Genomic DNA, 22378 nt, shown 5'->3' on the forward strand with positions numbered 1-22378 from the left:
TGAAAGGGGTCTCATGACCCAGTGGAACTCTTCCGATCTCGCTGAACCCCCCGCCCTGGCCAAGGACACGCTCCGCGTGGTCCCCCTGGGTGGCCTGGGGGAGGTCGGCCGGAACATGACCGTGTTCGAGATCAACGGGCAGCTGCTCGTGGTGGACTGCGGTGTGCTCTTCCCCGAGGAGACCCAGCCCGGCGTGGATCTCATCCTCCCGGACATCAACAACATCCGGGACCGCGTGGACGACATCGTGGCGATCGTGCTCACGCACGGCCACGAGGACCACATCGGCGCCGTCCCGTACCTGCTCAAGCGCCGCCCGGACATCCCCGTGATCGGCTCCCAGCTCACCCTCGCGCTGATCGAGGCCAAGCTCCAGGAGCACCGCATCAAGCCGTTCACCATGGCCGTGCGCGAGGGCCAGGTGGAGCGCCTCGGCGAGTTCGAGTGCGAGTTCGTGGCCGTGAACCACTCCATCCCGGACGCCCTGGCCGTGTTCCTGCGCACCAAGGCCGGCACCGTGCTGCACACGGGTGACTTCAAGATGGACCAGCTGCCCCTGGACGGGCGCATCACGGACCTGCGCCACTTCGCACGTCTGGGCGAGGAGGGCGTGGACCTCTTCCTCACGGACTCCACGAACTCCGAGGTGCCGGGGTTCATCCCCTCCGAGAAGGCGATCGGTCCCGTGCTCGCGGACGTGGTCTCGCGAGCCAAGCAGCGCGTGATCGTGGCCTCATTCTCCTCCCACGTGCACCGCGTGCAGCAGGTGCTCGACGCCGCCGTGGCCAGCGGTCGCAAGGTCGTCCTCATGGGCCGCTCCATGATCCGCAACATGGCGATCGCGGAGAAGCTCGGCTACCTGGACGTCCCGCCGAACGTGCTCGTGGACCAGAAGAAGGTCGGGGACTACCCGGACGACAAGATCGTCATCATGTGCACCGGTTCCCAGGGCGAGCCCATGGCCGCGCTGTCCCGCATGGCCAACGGGGACCACAAGGTGCAGGTCAACGCGGGGGACACCGTGATTCTCGCGTCGTCGCTGATCCCCGGCAACGAGAACTCCGTGTTCCGCGTGATCAACGGCCTCATGCGCCTGGGCGCGAACGTGGTGCACAAGGGCAACGCCAAGGTCCACGTCTCCGGCCACGCCGGTGCCGGAGAGCTGCTCTACTGCTACAACATCGTGGAGCCCGAGTACGTCATGCCGGTGCACGGCGAGATCCGCCACCTGATTGCCAACGGCGAGCTGGCGCGGGAGACCGGCGTGCCGGACGACCACGTGATCCTCGCCGAGAACGGAACCGTGGTGGACATGCACGCCGGGAAGGTGAAGATCACCGGCCAGGTGGAGTGCGGCTTCATCTACGTGGACGGCTCCTCCGTGGGGGAGATCACGGACGCGGACCTCAAGGACCGCATGACCCTCGGTGAGGAGGGCTTCATCTCGGTGGTGACCGTCGTGAACCGGGACACGGGCAAGATCGTCTCCGGTCCGGACATCCACGCCCGCGGCGTGGCCGAGGAGGACAAGGTCTTCAACGAGATCCGCCCCAAGGTGGCCGCGGCCCTCGAGGACGCCCTGAGCGAGAGCGGCAAGAACCACACCGCCCACCAGCTGCAGCAGATCGTGCGCCGCACCGTGGGCTCGTGGGTCTCCCGCAGGCTGCGTCGCAAGCCCATGATCGTGCCGGTGGTCGTGGAGGCCTGACGCCCCCGCGCCCCGCACGCACCCCACGGCCCGTCCGGTCACCCGACCGGACGGGCCGTCGTGCGTCCGGGTACCCTGGAGCAATGGCGTCACGAACTACCCCCGCGCGCTCGTCGAAGACCACCAGCCGGTCCAAGTCCCCCGCGCGGTCCCCCAGGAACGGCAAGAAGACCCCGGCACGCACCACGCCCGCGGGGCCCTCTGCCGGCGCCACCGCGCTGCGCGCCGTGGTGGGGGCGTGGTCCGGGGCCGGACACGTGGTGGGCGCTGCGGTGCGTCGCGTGGGCACGCTGCGCACGGACATCGCCCCCGAGCAGCGCCGCGACGGCGGAGCGCTCGTGTGGCTCGTGCTCGCCGTGCTGATCGCCGCGGTGGAGTGGTGGAACCTGCGCGGCGTGGACTTCGCCCCGATCGCGGTTCCGGCCTCGTGGGTGCACTCCGTGGTCGGCGGCACGTTCGGCTTCATGGCCCTGGTGCTCCCCATCTTCTGCTTCTGCTTCGCCATCCGGGTGTTCCGCCACCCGGAGCCCACGCAGGCCAACAACCGCGTGGCGATCGGCCTGCTGGCCCTCACCGTCGCAGGCTCCGGCACCGCCCACCTTGCGGGGGGCTCCCCGGACCTCGGGGACGGCTTCGAGGCCGTGTGGCGCGCCGGCGGCTTCGTGGGCTTCCTCGCCGCAGATCCGCTGTCCTCACTCATCACCCCGTGGGGAGCACTCGCCGTCTTCGTCCTGCTGGCCGTCCTGGCACTGCTGGTGATGACCGCCACACCCGTGGGGGAGATTGGCCCGCGCCTGCGCGAGCTCTACCGCCGTCTGACCGGTCAGACCGAACCCCGCACCACGGACCTCTCGGCGCCCGAGCACGACCGCTCGTACCTGGATCCCGCGCCCGCACGCGGTTCCAAGCGTGCGTCCCGGGCGGAGAAGCGCCGGCAGCGTCAGGACCTCGACCGCTACGACGGGGACGAGGCCTTCGAACGCGCCGTGGTGGACGAGGCCAACCGCCGGGAGGCGCGCGGTGCCGCGGCCACGAGCGTGTTCGACGTGGGATCCCACACCGCAGAGCCGGCCGCCCGCCGCGCCGGCTCCTCCGGCACCCGCGCAGGCACGGCGGCGTCGGGCTCCAGCGCCGCGGACTCCCAGGCCACCGAGGTCGTGCCGAGCCCCGAGCCCGGGCCGCGCCCCGGCGAGAAGCGCCCCACGCGTTCCCAGCGGGAGGCCCAGAAGCTGCGCGAAGAGCAGGGGATCACGCCCGCCGCGGACACCGCGGCGGCCTCGGACGCCCCCGCGCTCGACGTCACGGCCGAGGCCGACGCCGCGCGCACCCACACGCCCAGCACGCCCATCCCCGCCCGGTCCGAGCAGCTCAAGCTCGCGGGCGACGTCGCCTACAGCCTCCCGCCCGTCGCGGACCTCGTGCAGGGCCCGCCCGCCAAGGAGCGCTCCGAGGCGAACGACCAGGTGGTCAGCGCGCTCACCAGCGTGCTGCAGCAGTTCAAGGTGGACGCCGAGGTCACCGGCTTCTCCCGCGGGCCCACGGTCACGCGCTACGAGATCGAGCTCGGCTCGGGCACCAAGGTGGAGCGTGTCACGGCGCTGTCCAAGAACATCGCCTACGCGGTGGCCTCCGCGGACGTGCGCATCCTGTCGCCGATCCCCGGCAAGTCCGCGATCGGCATCGAGATCCCCAACACGGACCGCGAGACCGTGGCACTGGGCGACGTGCTGCGCTCCCAGAAGGCCCGCGCGTCCGAACACCCCATGGTCATGGGCGTGGGCAAGGACGTCGAGGGCGGATTCGTGCTCGCGAACCTCGCCAAGATGCCGCACATGCTCGTGGCAGGTGCCACGGGTGCGGGCAAGTCCTCGTTCGTGAACTCGATGATCGTGTCCATCCTCATGCGATCCACCCCGGACGAGGTCCGCCTGGTGATGGTGGACCCCAAGCGCGTGGAGCTCACCGCGTACGAGGGCGTGCCCCACCTGATCACGCCCATCATCACCAACCCCAAGAAGGCCGCCGAGGCCCTGCAGTGGGTGGTGCGGGAGATGGACGCGCGCTACGACGACCTCTCGCACTTCGGGTACAAGCACATCGACGACTTCAACAAGGCCGTGCGCAACGGCAAGGTGCAGCCGGAGCCCGGGTCCAAGCGGACCATCCGGCCCTACCCGTACCTGCTGGTGATCGTGGACGAGCTCGCGGACCTCATGATGGTGGCTCCGCGGGACGTGGAGGACGCGATCGTGCGCATCACCCAGCTCGCGCGTGCGGCCGGCATCCACCTGGTGCTGGCCACCCAGCGGCCCTCCGTGGACGTGGTCACCGGTCTGATCAAGGCCAACGTGCCCTCCCGCATGGCGTTCGCCACGTCCTCCGTGACGGATTCGCGCGTGGTCCTGGACCAGGCCGGCGCGGAGAAGCTGATCGGCCAGGGTGACGCCCTGTTCCTGCCGATGGGCGCCTCCAAGCCCATGCGCGTGCAGGGAGCCTGGGTCTCGGAGTCCGAGATCCACAAGGTCGTGGAGCACGTCAAGGCGCAGATGACCGTGGACTACCGGGACGACGTCGTCCAGGAGGCCCCGCAGAAAACCATCGACGAGGACATCGGGGATGACCTCGACGTCCTGCTGCAGGCCGCCGAGCTGGTCATCACCACCCAGTTCGGCTCCACGTCCATGCTGCAGCGCAAGCTGCGCGTGGGCTTCGCCAAGGCCGGGCGGCTCATGGACCTGCTCGAGTCCCGGGGCGTGGTGAGCCCGTCAGAGGGCTCCAAGGCCCGGGACGTGCTGGTCAAGCCCGACGACCTCGCCGCGACCCTCGCGCTGATCCGCGGGGAGGAGCCGCCCTCGCCCGATCCGCAGCCCGTGGGCGGTTCCGTGGACTACGGCGAGGACCCCGTGGAGGCGTCGCTCGCCGACGTGGCCCACGACTACCACGACGGATCCACCACCGAGGACGCATGGGAGCTGACAGGACGATGACCGCACACCAGGCCGCCGCACCGCACGGGGAGCCGGCACCCAACAGCTCCAACTGGAACCTGCCCAACGCGCTGACGGCGCTGCGCATCGTGATGGTGCCGTTCTTCATCTGGTTCCTGTGGGCCGGAGGGCCCCACGGGCAGGACTCCACGGGCATGCGCTGGGCGGCGGTGATCACGTTCGGGCTGGCCATGTACACGGACAAGCTGGACGGGGACCTCGCCCGGGCCCGCAACCTCATCACGAGCTTCGGCAAGATCGCGGACCCGATCGCGGACAAGCTGCTCACGGGTTCGGCCTTCGTGGTGCTCTCGTTGCTGGGCGAGCTGTGGTGGTGGGTGACCATTCTGATCCTCGTGCGCGAGTGGGGCATCACGGTCATGCGCTTCGTGGTCATCCGCTACGGCGTGATGGCGGCCTCCAAGGGCGGCAAGACCAAGACGGTGCTGCAGACCGCGGCCCTCATCGCGCTGCTGCTGCCGCTCTCGCCGGTTCTGGGCGAGTGGTGGCTGTGGTTCGCGTGGTTCCTCACCGCGCTCGCCCTCGCCGCCACCCTGGTCACCGGCGTCGACTACGTGGTCAAGGCCGTGCAGCTGCGCAACCGGGCGGTGCGCGGGGAGACCGCGTGACGGCGTCGGGCCGGGGGCACGACGCCGCCGCGGCCGGTTCCGGGGCACCGCACCCCGCGTGCGGTGCGGCCGAGCTGGTGCACCGCGCCACGGAGCGCGGCGTGAGCGTGGGGACCGCGGAGTCCCTCACCGGCGGGGCGGTGGCCTCGGAGATCGTCACGGTGGCCGGGGCGTCGGCGTGCTTCGAGGGCGCGGTGGTGAGCTACTCGCACGAGGTCAAGGAACGGGTGCTGGGAGTGCCCCACGAGCTGCTGGAGGATCGCGGCGCCGTGGACCCGGACGTGGCGGTCGCCATGGCCCGGGGCGCCCGCGCGTGCCTGGGCGTGGACTGGGCGCTGTCCACCACGGGGGTGGCCGGTCCGGAGCCGCACGACGGCCACGCCGTGGGGACGGTGTTCGTGGGGATCAGCGGGCCCGGTGTGGACCGGGCCGAGCGCCTGGACCTGCCGGGGGACCGGGCCGCCATCCGCGCGGCCACGGTCCGTCACGCGATCGACATACTGGCGACTCAAATCTCACTCCCAGGCAATGCCTAGTGCATTTCGTCCGGCGGCAGGGAACAATTGAACATGCAAGCACGTTATGCGTGACAGAGCTTGAGCCGTCAGGGCGCAAGACCTCGAACCCGTCGCATCCGATGGATGTGCAGAGCCCGTTCGTTCACACGAGGAGTAGGCAATTCACATGACCAAGCAACCCGTGTCTGTCAATGGTGTCGTCCGTTGGAAGGACGTGGGTGTGGCAGATGACGTCAACACGGACTCCCACGAGGCCAAGGTGGGCGTCCTGCGCCAGGAGATCGGGGAGGTGCTGCGCAGCGTCCGGCAGCGTCAGGGCCGCACCCTCCGCGAGGTCTCGCACCTCGCCCGTGTCTCCCTGGGGTACCTGAGCGAGGTGGAGCGCGGCCAGAAGGAGGCATCTTCCGAGCTGCTCGCCTCGATCTGCACGGCACTGGACATTCCCATGTCCCAGATGCTGCGCGAGGTGGCGGACCGGCTGGCCTACGCCGAGGGCAACTACATCCCCGACACCGTTCCGTCCGAGCTGACCGACGAGTTCACCCGCGAGGTGCGTCAGCTGCGCGGAGGCACGGCGGCCGGCGCCCACTGATCCACTCCCACCGACCCGTTGGGCACACCACCGCGTGAGCCCGGAGCAGCAGCGGACCCGCCCAGGGGGCGGGTCCGCTGCCGTGTCCGCCGTGCGGCGACGTCCGGTTCGCTGGGCCCACCGGATTCGACCGGTCAGCACCCGTGCCTCTGCACCACCACCCGAGGAGTTCACGCCATGCGAGTCAGCACGTTCTGGGAGCTGATGTCCCACGAGTTCGGGGCCAGCTACTGCCGGGTTCTCGCGGACGACCTGGTGCTGAGTGAGGTGGGGGAGCGCACCGCCACGGAGGCCCTTGCGGCCGGGGTGGACCCCAAGTCCGTGTGGTTCGCGGTGTGCCGCGCGCAGGACGTCCCCGAGTCCCGGTGGTGGGGCCCGGACCAGCCGCCCAGGAGCTGACGTGCACCGAGCATGATTCGAAGGTATATTCGAAGGGCGTCACGCGGGCTCCACAGGCGGCCCGGTTCCTTATGGGTGTCGGACACCCTCGTTAGCGTGGACCGCGAAGACATCGACAGGGCCTGGACCAGGCCCCTGAGACCCGAGGTGAATCATGGCAGCCAAGTCCAAGGGTGCATCCGCTCCCACGCCGTCTCAGACGGCCGGCTCCGATCGGCAGAAGGCGCTCGACACCGTCCTCTCGCAGATCGACAAGAACTACGGCAAGGGCTCGGTCATGCGCCTGGGCGACCGCCCGGCCACCAAGATCGAGACCATCCCCACGGGCTCCATCGCGCTGGACGTCGCCCTGGGCATCGGCGGCTTCCCCCGCGGCCGCGTGGTCGAGATCTACGGCCCGGAGTCCTCCGGCAAGACCACCGTGGCACTGCACGCCGTGGCCAGTGTCCAGAAAGCGGGCGGCATTGCGGCCTTCATCGACGCGGAGCACGCGCTGGACCCGGCCTACGCGGAGAAGCTCGGTGTGGACACCGACAACCTCCTCGTGTCCCAGCCGGACACCGGTGAGCAGGCCCTGGAGATCATGGACATGCTCGTGGGCTCCGGGTCCATCGACATCATCGTCATCGACTCCGTGGCCGCGCTGGTGCCCAAGGCCGAGATCGAGGGCGAGATGGGCGACAGCCACGTGGGTCTGCAGGCCCGCCTGATGTCCCAGGCGCTGCGGAAGATCACGGGCCGGCTGTCCCACACGAACACCACGGCCATCTTCATCAACCAGCTGCGCGAGAAGATCGGCGTGTTCTTCGGCTCCCCGGAGACCACCACGGGTGGCAAGGCGCTGAAGTTCTACGCCTCCGTGCGCGTGGACGTCCGGCGTATCGAGACGCTCAAGGACGGCGCCAACCCCGTGGGCAACCGCACCCGCGCCAAGATCGTGAAGAACAAGATGGCTCCGCCCTTCAAGCAGGCCGAGTTCGACATCCTCTACGGCCAGGGCATCTCCATCGAGGGCGGCCTGATCGACATGGGGGTCGAACACGGGATCGTCAAGAAGTCCGGCGCCTGGTTCACCTACGAGGGTGACCAGCTGGGCCAGGGCAAGGAGAACTCCCGCCGCTTCCTCAAGGACAACCCCGAGCTGGCGCAGGAGATCGAACGGAAGATCCTGGTGAAGCTGGGCATCTCCGAGGACCCGGACGAGGCCTCGCAGGACCCGGAGGGGCTGGACACGGAAACCGGGGAGCTGGATCCGGATGCACCCTTCGCCCCGCAGCAGAGCGACACCGAGCTGCCCGCCTTCTGAGTGAGGTGATCCGGTGGTGAACCAGTCCTCGCAGCACGACTCCCGGGCTCGCCGGTCCACGGTCTCGCGCCGTGGTCCGGCGAGCCCGGGGGATGCGGCGTCGCCGTTCGCGGTCGCAGAAGCAGATGCTCAGGTGGTGGACACGGCGGAGACCGCAAGCGCGGAGCAGCTCGAGACGGCTCGTGGCATTGTGCTGCGGCAGCTCACGGCCTCGGCCAAATCACGCCGCCAGCTCGAGGACAAGCTCGCGGAACGGGATGTGCCGGAGCATGTTGCCCAGGAGGTGCTCGACCGCTTCGAGCAGGTCGGTCTGGTGGACGACCGTGAGTACGCCGCCATGTTCGTCCGCTCCCGCGCCGAGACCCGCAAACTCTCGCGGGCGGCCCTGCGGCGTGAGCTCTCCCAGCGCGGCATCACGGGGGAACTGGCGGAGCAGGCCCTTGAGCAACGCCACGAGGAGGACGAGGTGCGTGACGCGCACGAGCTCGTCCGCAGGAAGCTTCCGGCGTCGGCGGACCTCACGGACCGCAAGGAACGGGACAAGCTCACCCGCCGACTGGTGAGCATGCTGGGCCGCAAGGGGTACCCGTCCGGCATGGCGTTCGCCGTGGTCAAGGAGGAGCTCGCAGGGCTCGGATCCCTGTCCGATCCGGTCTCGGAGGACGGCGCGGGCGCCGAGGTCTGGGACACCCCGTGAGGGGTCGTTCCGTTCTCCGGGTGCTGCCCGGTGAACGGGCAGGCACGGCCCCGGAAGATTTGACCCCGTCCCTAAGATGATGGGGTGACTCAGATGCCCCACACCGCCGTAGACCCCTCCGCACCGGTCCCGTCGGACGCTCCGCCCGCCTACGAGGTGCGGACCCTCGGCTGCCAGATGAACGCCCACGACTCCGAGCGCATCACAGGCCTGCTCGAGAACGCGGGGTACATCCCGGCCGTGGGGCGCGAGCCTGACCTGGTGGTGTTCAACACCTGCGCGGTGCGCGAGAACGCGGACAACAAGCTCTACGGACAGCTGGGCCAGCTCGCTCCGGTCAAGCGCCGCAACGACCGGATGCAGATCGCCGTGGGCGGGTGCCTCGCGCAGAAGGACCGGGCCACCATCGTGGAGAAGGCTCCGTGGGTGGACGTGGTCTTCGGCACCCACAACATCGGCTCGCTGCCGGTGCTGCTGGAACGCGCCCGGCACAACGAGCAGGCTCAGGTGGAGATCCTGGAGGCCCTCGAGACCTTCCCCTCCGCGCTGCCCACCAAACGCGAACAGGCGTACGCGGGATGGCTGTCCATCTCGGTGGGGTGCAACAACACGTGCACGTTCTGCATCGTCCCGCAGCTGCGTGGCAAGGAGAAGGACCGGCGTCCGGGGGACATTCTCGCGGAGGTCCAGGCCCTCGTGGACTCCGGAGCGGTGGAAGTCACGCTGCTCGGGCAGAACGTGAACTCCTACGGTGTGGAGTTCGGTGACCGCGGCGCGTTCGCCAAGCTGCTGCGCGCGTGCGGCGACATCCAGGGACTGGAACGGGTCCGGTTCACGAGCCCCCACCCCGCGGCCTTCACGGACGACGTGATCGACGCCATGGCCGAGACCCCGAACGTGATGCCGCAGCTGCACATGCCGCTGCAGTCGGGCTCGGACCGGATCCTGAAGGACATGCGCCGCTCCTACCGGTCCAAGAAGTTCCTGGGGATCCTGGAACGGGTGCGGGAGCGCATCCCGCAGGCGGCCATCACCACGGACATCATCGTGGGCTTCCCCGGGGAGACGGAGCAGGACTTCCAGGACACGCTGGACGTGGTGGAGGCCTCGGAGTTCTCCTCCGCGTTCACGTTCCAGTACTCGATCCGCCCGGGAACCCCCGCGGGGGAGATGGCGGACCAGGTGCCCGCGGCCGTCGTGCAGGAGCGGTTCGAGCGCCTCACGGCTCTGCAGGACTCCATCAGCGCCCGGCTCAACCGCCAGCTCGTGGGGACGCGTGCGGAGCTGCTCGTGAGCGCGCAGTCCGGGCGCAAGTCCGGTGCCACGCACCGGCTCTCGGGGCGCAGCCGCGACCAGCGCCTGGTGCACTTCAGCGTGCCGGAGGGCTCACCCGTGCCGCGTCCCGGGGACTTCGTCACCGTGCCGGTCACGGGGGCCGCGGCCTACCACCTGCTCGCGGACCCCGCGGACGCCTCCGAGTACCACGTCCGGCCGTCGCGTGGCGGGGACGCGTGGGAGGCGGCGCAGGCCGAGAGCTGCGGGGCGCCGTCGTCCGGTGGGGCCGCAGGATCTGCCGGGACCGTGGGACTGGGGATGCCCGTCCTGCGGAAGCCCTGACGGGGATGACCGACCGCGGCGCACCCACGCCCCTCGTGGCCGTGGTGGGCCCCACGGGCACGGGCAAGTCCGATCTCGGCATCGCCCTGGCCCACGAGCTGGGCGGCGAGGTGATCAACGCGGACGCCCTGCAGCTCTACCGGGGCATGGACATCGGCACGGCCAAGCTGCCGCTCGAGGAGCGGGACGGCGTGCCCCACCACCTGCTCGACGTTCTCGACATCCACGAGGAGGCGTCCGTGGCGGCATTCCAGCGGGATGCCCGGCGCTGTGCGGACGAGATCCGGGAACGGGGTCGCGTGCCCGTCCTCGTGGGCGGCTCAGGGCTGTACGTGCGGGCCGCGCTGGACGCCATCGAGTTCCCCGGAACGGACCCCGGGATCAGGGCACGGCGGGAGGAGCAGCTGCGGCGTGACGGCCGCGCGGTGCTGCTGCGGGAACTGGCCGCCGTGGACCCGGAGTCCGCGGCGCGCGTCAAGGACGACCGGCGTCTGGTGCGGGCCCTCGAGGTCCACGACCTCACGGGGCGGCCCTTCACGTCCTTCATGCCGCAGCGCCGGTACGTGCGCCCCACGGTCCAGATCGGGCTGGCCATGGACCGGGACGAACTCAACGACAGGCTGGCGCGCCGTGTGGACCTCATGCTGGAGCGGGGCTGGCTGGACGAGGTCAGGGTTCTCGCCGCACGCGGTCTACGAGAGAGTCCCACGGCCGGCAGGGCGCTCGGGTACCCGCAGCTGCTCGCCGTGCTGGACGGCACCATGACCCTGGCGCAGGCCCGCGAGGACACCGTGGCGGCCACCCGCAGGTTCACCAAACGGCAGCGCACGTGGTTCCGCGCCGATCCGCGCGTGCACTGGATCGAGTGCTGCGCAGGGCGCAGCGTCACGGACCTCGCGGCTCGAGCCCTGCAGGTCGTCCGTGCTCAGTAGGATGACGCGCATGAGTGCAACCAACGAGGGGACGGGACCAGCAGTGGGCAGCGGTGAACTGGCGGGCGTGCGGGTGAGCAAGGCGCACGGCACGGGCAACGACTTCGTGGTCTGCACGGACCGCGACGGGACCCTGGACATCTCCGCGGAGACCGTGGCGAGCGTGTGCGACCGGCACACAGGGCTCGGCGGGGACGGACTGATCCGTGCCGTGCGCTCCCGGCACCTGGAGGAGGGGCGACGGCTGCTGGAGCGGCATCCGGATGCCGAGTGGTTCATGGACTACCGCAACGCGGACGGCTCACTCGCCCAGATGTGCGGCAACGGCGTGCGGGTCTTCGTGGACCACCTGGTCCGTGAGGGGCTGCTGAGCCTGCCCCCCGGCGCGCGGGTGCGGATCGGGACCCGCGCTGGGGCCCGAACGGTGGCGCGCACCTCCGCCGGGTACGCCGTGGACATGGGGCCCTGGAGCTTCAGCCACGGCGAGGAGGCCCGCGAGCGGGGTTCGGACTGCGTGGTCACCGCCCACGGTCTCACCGTCCCGCGACCGGGCGTGTCCATCGACATGGGCAACCCGCACACGGTGGTCGTCCTGTCCGAGGGGGAGAAGCTCGACGCCCTGGACCTGCACGCCGCGCCCGCGGTGGATCCTGTGCCCTCGAACGGCACCAACGTGGAGTTCGTGGTCCCGCTCGACCACGACGACACCGAGGTGGGGCGGCTCGAGATGCGCGTGCACGAGCGCGGCGTGGGGGAGACGCTCTCCTGCGGCACCGGAGTGTGCGCGGCTGCGGCCGCCGCCCGTTTCTGGGGCGGGCCCGAGTCCCCGGACCGGTGGTTCGTGCAGGTTCCCGGCGGGGTTCTCTCGGTCACGTTCGTGGCCGCCCCGGACGGCACCGAGCACGTGGTGCTCGCGGGGCCGGTCCGTGTGGTCGCCACTGCGGAGCTCGTGTAGCGGGTCCGGGACGTCACGCGCCGGTCGCGCGGAGGCGGGCGGGCGGCGTCGTGCGGTGTGGGCGTCGTGCGAGGCGGGGCCGTGGAGGCCCTCAGTCCCGGTGGACGGCGATGATGCGGAAGCCCTTGTCCGTGGCCGCACGCTCCACGCGGAAGTCCGCGGTCAGGGTCTGCGCGAGCCAGCGCTGCAGCGAGTCCCCGCCCAGGTTCTTCTGGACCACCAGCCACGCCGTGCCGCCGGGGTTGAGGCGGGGCAGCCACGTGGTCAGGATCTCGTGCAGGGCGTCCTTGCCCACCCGGATCGGGGGGTTGGACCAGATGGTGTCGAACGTGCGACCTTCCGGAACGTCCTGCGGCAGAGCGGTCTCCACGCCGGTCAGGCCCAGGGACCGGGCGTTCTCAGCGGTGAGCTGGAGGCTGCGCTGGTTGACGTCCACGGCCGTGACGCGCGCCTCGGGCGCCGCCTGCGCCAGTGCGATCGTGATCGGACCCCACCCGCAGCCGATGTCCAGCAGGTCTGTGCCCTGCGGATCCGGCACGGTGCGCAGCAGCGCCGCTGTCCCCTTGTCCAGGTCCCCGGGGGAGAACACGCCGGCGGCGGTCACCACGTCCACGTGCCGACCTCGTAGCTCCACGCCGATACTGCGCCGCTTCTCCGGTAGCGACGGATCGGAGACGAAGTAGTGGGGGACGGGGTGTTCGGCGGCCATGGCTCCACATGGTAGTGCCCACGGAGTCGTGTCACCGCCCGGCGCTAGACTGGGCCAACCCGTCACCAGCACAGATCAAGGAACCATGACTGACTCTCTTTCGCCCCGGAACCACGCCTCGGAACCCTCCGAGCGTTCCGGCGAACTGTCCGCCTCGGAACTCGAGGACGTGGTCTCGCGCGTCCTGGCGCGCGCCCGGTCCCGCAACGAGCCCACCGCCACTCAGGACGACGACGCCGCCGCGCCCCGCGCGGGCCACGAGCGTCTCGGACGGGCCCGGGAGCTCGTGGACGAGGAGGACACCTACGTCCCCTCCGACGGGGACCAGCAGGACCTCGCCGAGCGCCACGCGCTGCGGCGCGTGGCCGGACTGTCCACCGAGCTCGAGGACGTCACCGAGGTCGAGTACCGGCAGCTGCGCCTGGAGCGAGTGGTGCTCGCCGGTCTGTACTCCAGCGGCACACTCGCGGACGCGGAGAACTCCCTGCGGGAACTCGCCGCGCTCGCCGAGACCGCGGGCTCCGAGGTCATGGACGGCATGCTGCAGCGGCGCGTGAACCCGGATCCGGGCACGTACCTGGGCTCCGGCAAGGCCCTCGAGCTCAAGGACGTGGTGGCCGCCACCGGTGCGGACACGGTCATCGTGGACGCCGAGCTCGCCCCCTCCCAGCGGCGCGCGCTCGAGGACGTGGTCAAGGTCAAGGTCATCGACCGCACCGGCCTGATCCTGGACATCTTCGCGCAGCACGCGAAGTCCAAGGAGGGCAAGGCCCAGGTGGAGCTCGCCCAGCTGGAGTACATGCTCCCGCGACTGCGCGGCTGGGGCGAGTCCCTGTCCCGCCAGGCCGGCGGCCGGGCGGCGTCGGGCGAGGGCATCGGCAGCCGCGGGCCCGGTGAGACCAAGATCGAGCTGGACCGCCGTCGCATTCGCCAGCGGATGGCCAAGCTGCGCCGGGAGATCGCGGCCATGAAGCCCGCCCGGGAGACCAAGCGGCTGAACCGCAAGCGCAACTCGGTGCCCTCCGTGGCGATCGCGGGCTACACCAACGCCGGGAAGTCCTCCCTGCTGAACCGGCTCACGGACGCCGGTGTGCTCGTGGAGAACGCCCTGTTCGCCACCCTGGACCCCACGGTGCGCAAGGCGCAGACCCCGGACGGGATCGGCTACACCCTGGCGGACACCGTGGGCTTCGTGCGGTCCCTTCCCACGCAGCTCGTCGAGGCGTTCCGCTCCACGCTCGAGGAGGTCGCGGACGCGGACGTCATCGTCCACGTGGTCGACGCCTCCCACCCGGATCCGGAGGGTCAGCTCAAGGCCGTGCGGGACGTTCTCACGGACGTGGGGGCCAACGACATCCCCGAGATCGTGGCCCTGAACAAGGCGGACATCGCGGATCCCGTGGTGCTCGCCCGGCTGCGCAACCACGAGAGCCCCTCCGTGGCGGTCTCGGCGCGTACGGGAGCGGGCATCGAGGAGCTGCAGCGGCTGATCTCCGGTGCCATCCCACGGCCCGACCACGAGCTGGACCTCCTGGTCCCGTACACCCACGGGGAAGTGGTGTCACGGCTCCACGCCCAGGACGCGGAGATCCTCAGCACCGAGCACACCCCCGAGGGCACACGTCTGCACGTGCGGGTGCGCGAAGACCTGGTGGACGACCTCGAGCGCTACCTCAGTGCCCCCCACACCCCTGCCGGGGCCGAGGCCCAGGGGCGGGAGCAGGCGCAGGACTCGCAGGGCGCATGAGCGCACCGTTCATCGACGAGACCGGCAAGGACGTCTCGGAGATCCGCCCGGAGTCCCTCCCCGGGGGCGCGGACGCCCTCGAGCTGCTCGACGCCGCCGTCACCGCCCTCGGGGGGCAGCGGCGGGACGGTCAGCGCTTCATGGCGGCCAAGGTGGCCGAGGCCCTGCAGACCCGCCGCCACCTGCTGGTGCAGGCGGGCACGGGCACGGGCAAGTCGCTCGCCTACCTGGTTCCCGCGCTGGTCCACGCGAGGACCTCGGACAAGCCGGTGGTCGTGGCCACGGCCACCCTGGCCCTGCAGTCGCAGATCACCGGCCGTGACGTGCCGCGTCTGCTCGACGCACTGGAGGACGAGCTCGACGAGCGCCCGGACGTGGCGCTGCTCAAGGGCCGCTCCAACTACGCGTGCCTGCACAAGGTGGAGGGCGGGTACCCCGAGGACCACGACGCCGCTCTGTTCAGCGCTCCGGTCGGAGGCTCCGGCGGCGTGGGAACGGGCCGCCCTCTCGGAGGGCTGGCGCAGCAGGTTCTCCGCCTGCGCGAGTGGGTCGAGACCACCGAGAGCGGGGACCGGGACGACATCCAGCCGGGGGTCTCGGACGCCGCGTGGCGCCAGGTCTCCGTGACGGCCAAGGAGTGCCTGGGGCGCAAGTGCCCGCTCGTGGAGGAGTGCTTCGCGGAACGTGCCCGCGCTCAGGCGGGTGGGGCGGACATCGTCATCACCAACCACGCTCTCCTCGCGATCAACGCCTTCGAGGGCCTCGCGGTGCTCCCGGAGCACGACGTCGTCATCGTGGACGAGGCGCACGAGCTGCGCGACCGGGTCACCGGCGCGGTCACGGCGTCGTTATCAGCGGCGGCCGTGCGCGCGGCGAGCACCGCCGTCCGCAAGCACACGGCGGCCTCCAGCGACGCGCTGGAACGAGCCGCGCAGGCCTTCGACAAGGCGTTCGACGACGAGGACGCGGGCCTGCTGCCCCGGGGATTCACCGAGGAGCAGGTCTACGCGGTACGGGGGATCCAGGACGCCGCCCGTACAGGGCTCAGCGACACCAAGGGGGAGTCCAAGGGAGAGGACGCCGGACGGCACGCCGCACGCTCGCGGCTCTCGGAGCTTCTGGACACCTCCGAGCGCATGCTCGGGGCAGACACCGCGCACGACGTCCTGTGGGTTTCGCGTGTGGGTCGGTGGAGCCCCACGGAGGGGTACGTGGGCACCTCGGCGGGAGAGCCTGCCACGCTCAACATTGCGCCCCTGAGCGTGGCGGGGCCCCTGCGCGAGGGTCTCTTCGACGGCCGCACGGTGGTGCTCACCTCCGCGACACTGGCCGTGGGGTCGTCCTTCTCGTCGGTCGCCGGGTCCCTCGGCCTGCAGGGCCCGGGGGCGCCGCCCTGGCGGGGCGTGGACGTGGGAAGCCCCTTCGACTACCGCCGCCAGGGGATCCTCTACGTGGCCAAGCACCTTTCCAAGCCCGGGAGGGGCGTCTCGGAGGAGCAGCTGGGCGAGCTGCTCGAGCTGCTGGAGGCGTCCGGAGGCGGAGCGCTCGGGCTGTTCTCCTCACGGCGCGCGGCGGAGGACGCCGCAGAGGCGTTGCGGGAGCGGACCGAGCTGCCCATCCTGTGCCAGGGGGACGCCTCGTTGCCCTCACTCGTCAAGGAGTTCACGGACGATCCCGCGGCCAGTCTGTTCGGCACCATGAGCCTGTGGCAGGGGGTGGACGTCCCGGGGCAGTCCTGCCGGCTGGTGGTGATCGACAGGATCCCGTTCCCCCGCCCCGACGATCCGCTGGGCACCGCCCGCACCCGTGCCGCCGAGCGCGCCGGGGGCAACGGCTTCATGACGGTGTCCGCCTCGCACGCGGCTGTTCGGCTTGCCCAGGGCGCGGGACGGCTGATCCGTGCGAGCGGGGACAAGGGTGTGGTGGCGGTTCTGGACTCCCGCCTTGCGACGGCCCGCTACGGGTCCTTCCTCGCCCGGTCGCTGCCCCCGCTGTGGCCCACCACGGACAAGTCCACCGTGCTGGGGGCGCTGCAGCGGCTGGGCCGGCAGTGAGGTGAGGGCCCCGCGCCGCGGCTACAGGGAGCGCAGGACGGAGACGACCTTGCCCATCACGGTGGCGTGGTCGCCCAGGATGGGTTCGTAGCGGGTGTTCTGCGGCAGGAGCCAGGTGTGGCCGTCGCGCTGCCGGAAGGTCTTCACCGTGGCCTCGTCGTCCAGCAGGGCGGCCACGACGTCCCCGTTCTCCGCGGAGTTCTGCTGGCGCACGACCACCCAGTCGCCGTCGCAGATGGCGGCGTCGATCATCGAGTCCCCGGCGACCTTGAGCATGAACAGCTGGCCGTGGCCCACGAACTGCCGCGGCAGCGAGTAGACCTCCTCGACGGACTGCTCGGCGGTGATGGGGCCGCCCGCGGCAATGCGGCCCACCAGGGGCACGGGCACCATGGCGTCGTCCTCGTCCGCGACGGGCACCGAGCCCAGGGTGGGCGTGAGGGACGAGACCGTGGCACCGCCGGCGGCTTCACCCGCCTGGGGCGCCTCCTCGCCCAGGTGGTGGTCCAGCTCCTGCTGGCTGAGCGGGCGCAGCACCTCCATGGCCCGGGGGCGTCGGGGGTCACGGCGGAGGTACCCCCACTTCTCCAGCTGACCGAGCTGGTGCGTGACGCTCGACAGAGATGCGAGCCCCACGATGTCCCCGATCTCCCTCATGGACGGCGGGTACCCCCGCGTGGCGATCGAGCGCTGCACGGCACCCAGGATCCTCGCCTGACGGTCCGAGAGTGTTCGAACGGGCCAGCCAGGTGTCTGCTGAGCGGGGGAAGTGGTGCTCACGAGCGGGGTCCTTTCGCCGTGCCGCACAGGGCGTGCCCGGGGGCCGGGCCGCGGACCGCTTATGCGTGTCGGAGACGTGGGGTCGACTGTCACATGTATGGGGCCAGCTTAACCCGGGTGACCTGCGCATTCAAATATGTGTTCGAAACGGACCTCGACACCGTTCGTACATCCGTGCTAGAACTGTCACCAGACATTCGAAGATGTGTTCTACCCGCTACCGCGGTTCGAACACCGCCGCCCGGTGGGCGGCATCGACCGGAACACCAGGAGGTTGCCATGACCGCTCTCATCATGCCGAGGCCCGTTCGCCGGGCCACCGGAGTACGCGGCCGGTCCAGCATCCGAGCCGGTGTCGCCCGTCAGCTGGACGCCGCCGGCGGGGGAGGGCACGATCTCGGACCGGGGATCATGCGCTTGACCCGCCGCGGCAGACTGCTGCTGATCGGACTGCCCGTGGTCACCGGAGCCGCAGCGCTGCTCGTGGTGGCCGCGGTGTTCCTGCTGCCGCCCACCGTCAACGCCTCCACGGACCCCGTGGGTGAGCCCGTGACCCAGAGCGTCACGGTGCAGGCCCGGCAGAGTCTGTGGGAGATCGCGGTGGCCGCCGACCCCGACCGCGACCCGCGGGAGGTCATGGACGACATCGCGGAGCTCAACGGCCTCAGCTCGTCCCAGCTCTCGGCCGGTCAGGTCCTCGAAGTTCCGGCCCGGTAGGCTCTGCTGACCCTTTGGTCTCCACGGGCCCGGAGTGCCCAGCCTGCCCCGTGGTCTCAAGGGATCCCGTGATCTTGAGGGACCCCGTGGTCTCGAGGGAGCCAGTGATCTTGAGGGCCCCGTCGACTCAACGAGCCCCTGTGGTCTCAGCAGTGCGTGGAGCACGAGGGCGGCGGCCTTGCAGTCTGTGTGCGCCGACTGCCTCGGGGATCAGCAGCGCCGTCCTTCCCCGTTCTTCCCCGGCGGCGCTCGGCTCGATCGACCCCCGGCCTGTCGGTTGGACCCGCGCTCGATAGGATGAACCGGTGAATTCCGCCGCAGACCCTCTGGCCTCCCTCCCGCTGCGTGACGACCTGCAGGGGATGTCCCCGTACGGGGCTCCGCAGCTGCAGGTGGAGGTCGCGCTGAACACCAACGAGAACACCCACCCCGTTCCCGACGCCGTCGTGGACGCGATCACGGATCGTGTGCACCTCGTGGCCGGGGCGCTGAACAGGTACCCGGACCGGGACTTCACCGCCCTGCGGAAGGCCTTGGCCTCCTACCTGGGGCACGGCCTCGACGAGCGGAACATCTGGGCGGGCAACGGCTCCAACGAGGTGCTGCAGCAGATCCTCCAGGCCTTCGGGGGACCGGGGCGTTCCCTCCTCAGCTTCGTGCCCACGTACTCCATGTATCCGTTGCTCGCACTGGGAACGGGCACACGGTTCATCGCGGGGGAGCGGGACGCCGACTTCTCCCTCACGGCGGACGCCGCGGCCCGGCAGGTGGCCGAGCACGCGCCCAGCGTGGTGTTCCTGTGCTCGCCCAACAATCCCACGGGGACCGCTCTCGAGCTCGACGTGGTCGATGCCGTGTACCGCGCCGGAGAGGCGCACCGCACGGTCGTGGTGGTGGACGAGGCCTACGCCGAGTTCGCCCGCGAGGGAACACCGTCCGCGCTGACCCTGCTCGAGGACCGCCCCCGGCTCATCGTGTCCCGGACCATGAGCAAGGCCTTCGCCCTGGCTGGAGCCCGACTCGGCTACTTCGCGGCGGCGCCGGAGATCGCGGATGCGATGCGGCTCGTCCGGTTGCCCTACCACCTGTCCTCCGTCACCCAGGCCACCGCGCTGGCGGCACTCGAGCACCACGGTGCGCTGCTGGCCACCGTGGAGGACATCAAGACCCAGCGTGACCGGATCGTGCGGGAACTCACCCGTCTGGGGCTCGCGCCGTCGGCGTCGGACTCGAACTTCGTGTTCTTCGACTGCGGCGGAGACGCGCACGCGATGTGGCAGGCCCTCCTGGACGACGGGGTGCTCGTGCGGGACGTGGGGATTCCCGGGCACCTGCGGGTCACCGCCGGCACGGAGACCGAGACGTCCGCGTTCCTGGACGCCGTGGCGGGGTACCTGTCCGCGCGCTGAGTCACGACGGACCCACGGTCGCCTGTGGTCGGGGGTTGGCTGCGGGCGGCGCGTCGGCCAGGGCTCGAACGCGCCGCGGTCCCGCCTAGACTGGTACGACCCGCGCGCACCACGCGTCCCGCCGTTGCCGGACCGGCCGCGCGCGGGCGGATCGAACCACGAGGAGTCAGTGCCAGACATGAGTGCGACCGAGAAGCAGCGCACCGCCACGGTGGAACGCGTCACGAGCGAGTCCACGGTGCGGGTGAGCCTGGACCTGGACGGCACGGGCACTTCCCGCATCGACACGAGCGTGCCGTTCTACGACCACATGCTCACCGCCCTGTCGAGGCACTCGCTCATCGACCTGGACGTCACGGCGCACGGGGACACCCACATCGACGTCCACCACACGGTCGAGGACACGGCCATCGTGCTGGGCGAGGCATTGCGGGAGGCGCTCGGGGACAAGCGCGGGATCCGCAGGTTCGGGCAGGCCACTGTTCCCCTGGACGAGGCCCTCGCCTCGGCGGTGGTGGACGTCTCCGGCCGCCCCTACGTGGTGCACACCGGAGAGCCCGAGGGACAGCAGTACCACCTGATCGGTGGCCACTTCACGGGGTCCATGACCCGTCACGTGCTGGAGTCCCTGGCCCACCACGCGCAGCTGTGCCTGCACATGGACGTGGTGCGCGGGAGGGATCCCCACCACATCGTGGAGGCACAGTTCAAGGCGCTGGCCCGTGCACTGCGCGAGGCCGTGGAGCTGGATCCGCGGATGGCCGGCACCATCCCGTCCACCAAGGGTGCCCTGTGAGCGCCGAGGTGATGGACGCGCATGACGCGCCGAGCGTCGTGGTGCTGGACTACGGCGCGGGAAACGTGCGCTCGGCGGTCCGCGCGCTGGAGGCCGCGGGCGCCCGCGTGCGCCTCAGCGCGGTCCCGCAGGACGTCCTGGACGCGGACGGGCTCGTGGTGCCCGGCGTCGGGGCGTTCGAAGCGGTGATGGAGGGGCTGCGGTCGGTGGACGCCCCCCGCCTCATCGACCGGCGCGTGAGCGGCGGCCGGCCCGTGCTGGGGATCTGCGTGGGCCTGCAGGTGATGTTCGACCGCGGCGTGGAGCACGGCCGCGAGACTGCGGGCCTCGCGCAGTGGCCCGGAACCGTGGAGCGACTGGCCGCGCCCGTGGTGCCCCACATGGGCTGGAACACCGTGCGCCCGCCCGAGGACTCGGTGCTCTTCACAGGTCTCGAGAACGAGCGGTTCTACTTCGTCCACTCGTACGGTGTGCAGGACTGGGCGTTCGACCAGAGCATCGAGGTCATGCCCCCTCCCGCCGTGACCTGGTCCGAGCACGGCACGCCGTTCGTGGCCGCGGTGGAGAACGGACCGCTGAGCGCCACGCAGTTCCACCCCGAGAAGTCCTCGCACGCGGGGATCGCCCTGCTGCGCAACTGGTTGGCCACGCTGCCCCGCACGGGCCGGCTGGACGACCGTCTTTCCGACCCCGCAACGGAGCACGTCTCATGACCGCATCGGTTCTCGTCCTCGTCGCCGGCGCCTTCTTCGTCGGTGGCGCCATCTCGTTCGCGCAGCAGCGCAAACCCGTGTGGTCGATCGTGCTGCTCGCCCTGGTCGCCGCCGCGCTGATCGGCTACGGCGCGTACTCGTGGTTCACAAGTCTGTGAGCGCGCCCGTGACAGGATCCGCGCACCGCCCGTGACGCGGTGCGCGGCGCCGCCCCGGACCTGACCCCGTTGCCGCCTGGGGTGCCGCATCCGAGACCCGGGCCGGCGGAAAGATCGGGGCAAGCTCCCGAACCGGCCACCCCGCGCCCCACGGCGCGGACACCATTCGACGGTGCGCCGCCCGGCGCCCACGTGAGGAGACCCATGACAGAGAACACCGACCGTCGGCTCGAGCTGCTGCCTGCCGTGGACGTGCAGGGCGGGCAAGCCGTGCGCCTCGTCCAGGGCGAGGCCGGTTCCGAGACCGGCTACGGAGACCCGCTGGAGGCCGCCCGCGCCTGGCAGGACGCCGGGGCCGAGTGGCTGCACCTCGTGGACCTGGACGCGGCGTTCGGCCGCGGCGACAACATCGAGGTGCTGCGCCGTGTGGCGGAGAACCTCGACCTGAAGATCGAGATGTCCGGGGGCATCCGGGACGACGAGTCGCTCGAGCGCGTCCTGTCCCTGCGTCCCGTGCGCATCAACCTGGGCACGGCGGCGCTCGAGAACCCGGAGTGGACGCACCGCGTGATCGCGGAGCACGGTGACGTCATCGCCGTGGGCCTCGACGTACGTGGCACCACGCTCGCGGCACGCGGCTGGACCCGGGACGGCGGGGACCTCTGGGAGGTCCTGGACCGGCTCGAGGCGGACGGCTGCGCGCGCTACGTGGTCACGGACGTCACCAAGGACGGCACGCTGCGCGGACCCAACACCGAGCTGCTGGCGGAGGTCGCCCGCCGCACCGACAAGCCCGTGGTGGCATCGGGGGGCATCTCCTCCCTGGAGGACATCGCCGCGCTGCGCGAGCTGGTCCCCGCCGGCGTGGAGGGAGCCATCGTGGGCAAGGCGCTCTACGCGGGCAAGTTCACGCTCGCGCAGGCCCTCGACGTCGCGGGGCGCCCCGGTGCCTGAC

At 70.9% G+C, this 22378-nt stretch carries 21 protein-coding genes; 19 read left to right on the top strand and 2 right to left on the bottom strand.

Annotated elements, in window-relative coordinates; genetic code table 11:
* Positions 1-13 precede the first annotated feature (13 nt).
* The 11 genes from D9R02_RS03930 (at position 14) to dapF (ending at position 12340) form a co-directional block, all read left to right on the top strand.
* Complete coding sequence (locus tag D9R02_RS03930) at positions 14-1708, top strand: ribonuclease J (RefSeq protein ID WP_019310899.1); 1695 nt, start codon at positions 14-16, stop codon at positions 1706-1708.
* Between the two features lie 83 nt (positions 1709-1791).
* Positions 1792-4695: an FtsK/SpoIIIE family DNA translocase gene (locus tag D9R02_RS03935; RefSeq protein WP_121566367.1), complete on the top strand. Its 2904-nt coding sequence runs from the start codon at positions 1792-1794 to the stop codon at positions 4693-4695.
* Entirely contained in the window at positions 4692-5324 is a 633-nt protein-coding gene (pgsA, locus tag D9R02_RS03940; RefSeq protein ID WP_121566368.1) for a CDP-diacylglycerol--glycerol-3-phosphate 3-phosphatidyltransferase, read from the top strand. Before D9R02_RS03935 ends, pgsA begins: the two co-directional genes overlap by 4 nt.
* Positions 5321-5860 (top strand): CinA family protein, encoded by a 540-nt coding sequence (locus tag D9R02_RS03945; protein WP_121566369.1) that lies wholly within the window; start codon positions 5321-5323, stop codon positions 5858-5860. Before pgsA ends, D9R02_RS03945 begins: the two co-directional genes overlap by 4 nt.
* Positions 5861-6008: 148 nt before the next feature.
* Complete coding sequence (locus D9R02_RS03950; protein ID WP_121566370.1) at positions 6009-6434, top strand: helix-turn-helix domain-containing protein; 426 nt, start codon at positions 6009-6011, stop codon at positions 6432-6434.
* Positions 6435-6611: 177 nt separating this feature from the next.
* On the top strand, positions 6612-6833 hold the full coding sequence (locus tag D9R02_RS03955) for a DUF3046 domain-containing protein (protein WP_121566371.1): 222 nt from the start codon (positions 6612-6614) through the stop codon (positions 6831-6833).
* Between the two features lie 154 nt (positions 6834-6987).
* Positions 6988-8139 carry a recombinase RecA gene (gene recA / locus D9R02_RS03960; protein WP_019310905.1) on the top strand — a complete coding sequence of 384 codons (1152 nt, stop codon included), beginning with the start codon at positions 6988-6990 and terminating at the stop codon, positions 8137-8139.
* 13 nt (positions 8140-8152) lie between these two features.
* Complete coding sequence (locus tag D9R02_RS03965; protein ID WP_259463902.1) at positions 8153-8836, top strand: regulatory protein RecX; 684 nt, start codon at positions 8153-8155, stop codon at positions 8834-8836.
* A gap of 93 nt (positions 8837-8929) precedes the next feature.
* Positions 8930-10453: a tRNA (N6-isopentenyl adenosine(37)-C2)-methylthiotransferase MiaB gene (gene miaB / locus D9R02_RS03970; RefSeq protein ID WP_121566372.1), complete on the top strand. Its 1524-nt coding sequence runs from the start codon at positions 8930-8932 to the stop codon at positions 10451-10453.
* Between the two features lie 5 nt (positions 10454-10458).
* Positions 10459-11385, top strand: coding sequence for a tRNA (adenosine(37)-N6)-dimethylallyltransferase MiaA (gene miaA, locus D9R02_RS03975; RefSeq protein WP_121566373.1), 927 nt, complete (start codon positions 10459-10461; stop codon positions 11383-11385).
* A 10-nt stretch (positions 11386-11395) separates the two neighbouring features.
* The gene (gene dapF / locus D9R02_RS03980) at positions 11396-12340 is read left to right on the top strand and encodes a diaminopimelate epimerase (protein WP_121566374.1); all 945 of its coding nucleotides are present in this window, start codon (positions 11396-11398) and stop codon (positions 12338-12340) included.
* Positions 12341-12431: 91 nt separating this feature from the next.
* On the opposite strand, the gene D9R02_RS03985 is transcribed toward dapF, so the two are convergent.
* Positions 12432-13049 carry a class I SAM-dependent methyltransferase gene (locus D9R02_RS03985; protein ID WP_181950990.1) on the bottom strand — a complete coding sequence of 206 codons (618 nt, stop codon included), beginning with the start codon at positions 13047-13049 and terminating at the stop codon, positions 12432-12434.
* A gap of 85 nt (positions 13050-13134) precedes the next feature.
* Here D9R02_RS03985 and hflX point away from each other — a divergent pair, with 85 nt between their 5' ends.
* Both hflX and D9R02_RS03995 read left to right on the top strand, forming a co-directional pair.
* Positions 13135-14796 (top strand): GTPase HflX, encoded by a 1662-nt coding sequence (gene hflX / locus D9R02_RS03990; RefSeq protein WP_047978662.1) that lies wholly within the window; start codon positions 13135-13137, stop codon positions 14794-14796.
* The gene (locus tag D9R02_RS03995; protein ID WP_121566375.1) at positions 14793-16850 is read left to right on the top strand and encodes an ATP-dependent DNA helicase; all 2058 of its coding nucleotides are present in this window, start codon (positions 14793-14795) and stop codon (positions 16848-16850) included. Before hflX ends, D9R02_RS03995 begins: the two co-directional genes overlap by 4 nt.
* Before the next feature lie 21 nt (positions 16851-16871).
* On the opposite strand, the gene lexA is transcribed toward D9R02_RS03995, so the two are convergent.
* Complete coding sequence (lexA, locus tag D9R02_RS04000) at positions 16872-17630, bottom strand: transcriptional repressor LexA (RefSeq protein ID WP_121566376.1); 759 nt, start codon at positions 17628-17630, stop codon at positions 16872-16874.
* A gap of 279 nt (positions 17631-17909) precedes the next feature.
* Here lexA and D9R02_RS04005 point away from each other — a divergent pair, with 279 nt between their 5' ends.
* The 6 genes from D9R02_RS04005 to priA all read left to right on the top strand — a co-directional run bounded on the left by D9R02_RS04005 (position 17910) and on the right by priA (position 22377).
* Positions 17910-18347 carry a LysM peptidoglycan-binding domain-containing protein gene (locus D9R02_RS04005; RefSeq protein WP_053069500.1) on the top strand — a complete coding sequence of 146 codons (438 nt, stop codon included), beginning with the start codon at positions 17910-17912 and terminating at the stop codon, positions 18345-18347.
* Positions 18348-18652: 305 nt separating this feature from the next.
* Entirely contained in the window at positions 18653-19756 is a 1104-nt protein-coding gene (locus tag D9R02_RS04010; RefSeq protein ID WP_047979474.1) for a histidinol-phosphate transaminase, read from the top strand.
* A 178-nt stretch (positions 19757-19934) separates the two neighbouring features.
* On the top strand, positions 19935-20552 hold the full coding sequence (hisB, locus tag D9R02_RS04015) for an imidazoleglycerol-phosphate dehydratase HisB (RefSeq protein ID WP_019310916.1): 618 nt from the start codon (positions 19935-19937) through the stop codon (positions 20550-20552).
* A gap of 11 nt (positions 20553-20563) precedes the next feature.
* Positions 20564-21265, top strand: coding sequence for an imidazole glycerol phosphate synthase subunit HisH (hisH, locus tag D9R02_RS04020; RefSeq protein ID WP_121566379.1), 702 nt, complete (start codon positions 20564-20566; stop codon positions 21263-21265).
* Positions 21262-21423 (top strand): CG2302 family histidine operon protein, encoded by a 162-nt coding sequence (locus D9R02_RS12065; protein WP_164481643.1) that lies wholly within the window; start codon positions 21262-21264, stop codon positions 21421-21423. Before hisH ends, D9R02_RS12065 begins: the two co-directional genes overlap by 4 nt.
* A 204-nt stretch (positions 21424-21627) precedes the next feature.
* On the top strand, positions 21628-22377 hold the full coding sequence (gene priA / locus D9R02_RS04025) for a bifunctional 1-(5-phosphoribosyl)-5-((5-phosphoribosylamino)methylideneamino)imidazole-4-carboxamide isomerase/phosphoribosylanthranilate isomerase PriA (RefSeq protein WP_047978726.1): 750 nt from the start codon (positions 21628-21630) through the stop codon (positions 22375-22377).
* Position 22378 lies beyond the last annotated feature (1 nt).

This window comes from Kocuria rhizophila (assembly GCF_003667225.1).
In the GTDB taxonomy this organism is placed as follows: Bacteria; Actinomycetota; Actinomycetes; order Actinomycetales; family Micrococcaceae; genus Kocuria; species Kocuria rhizophila.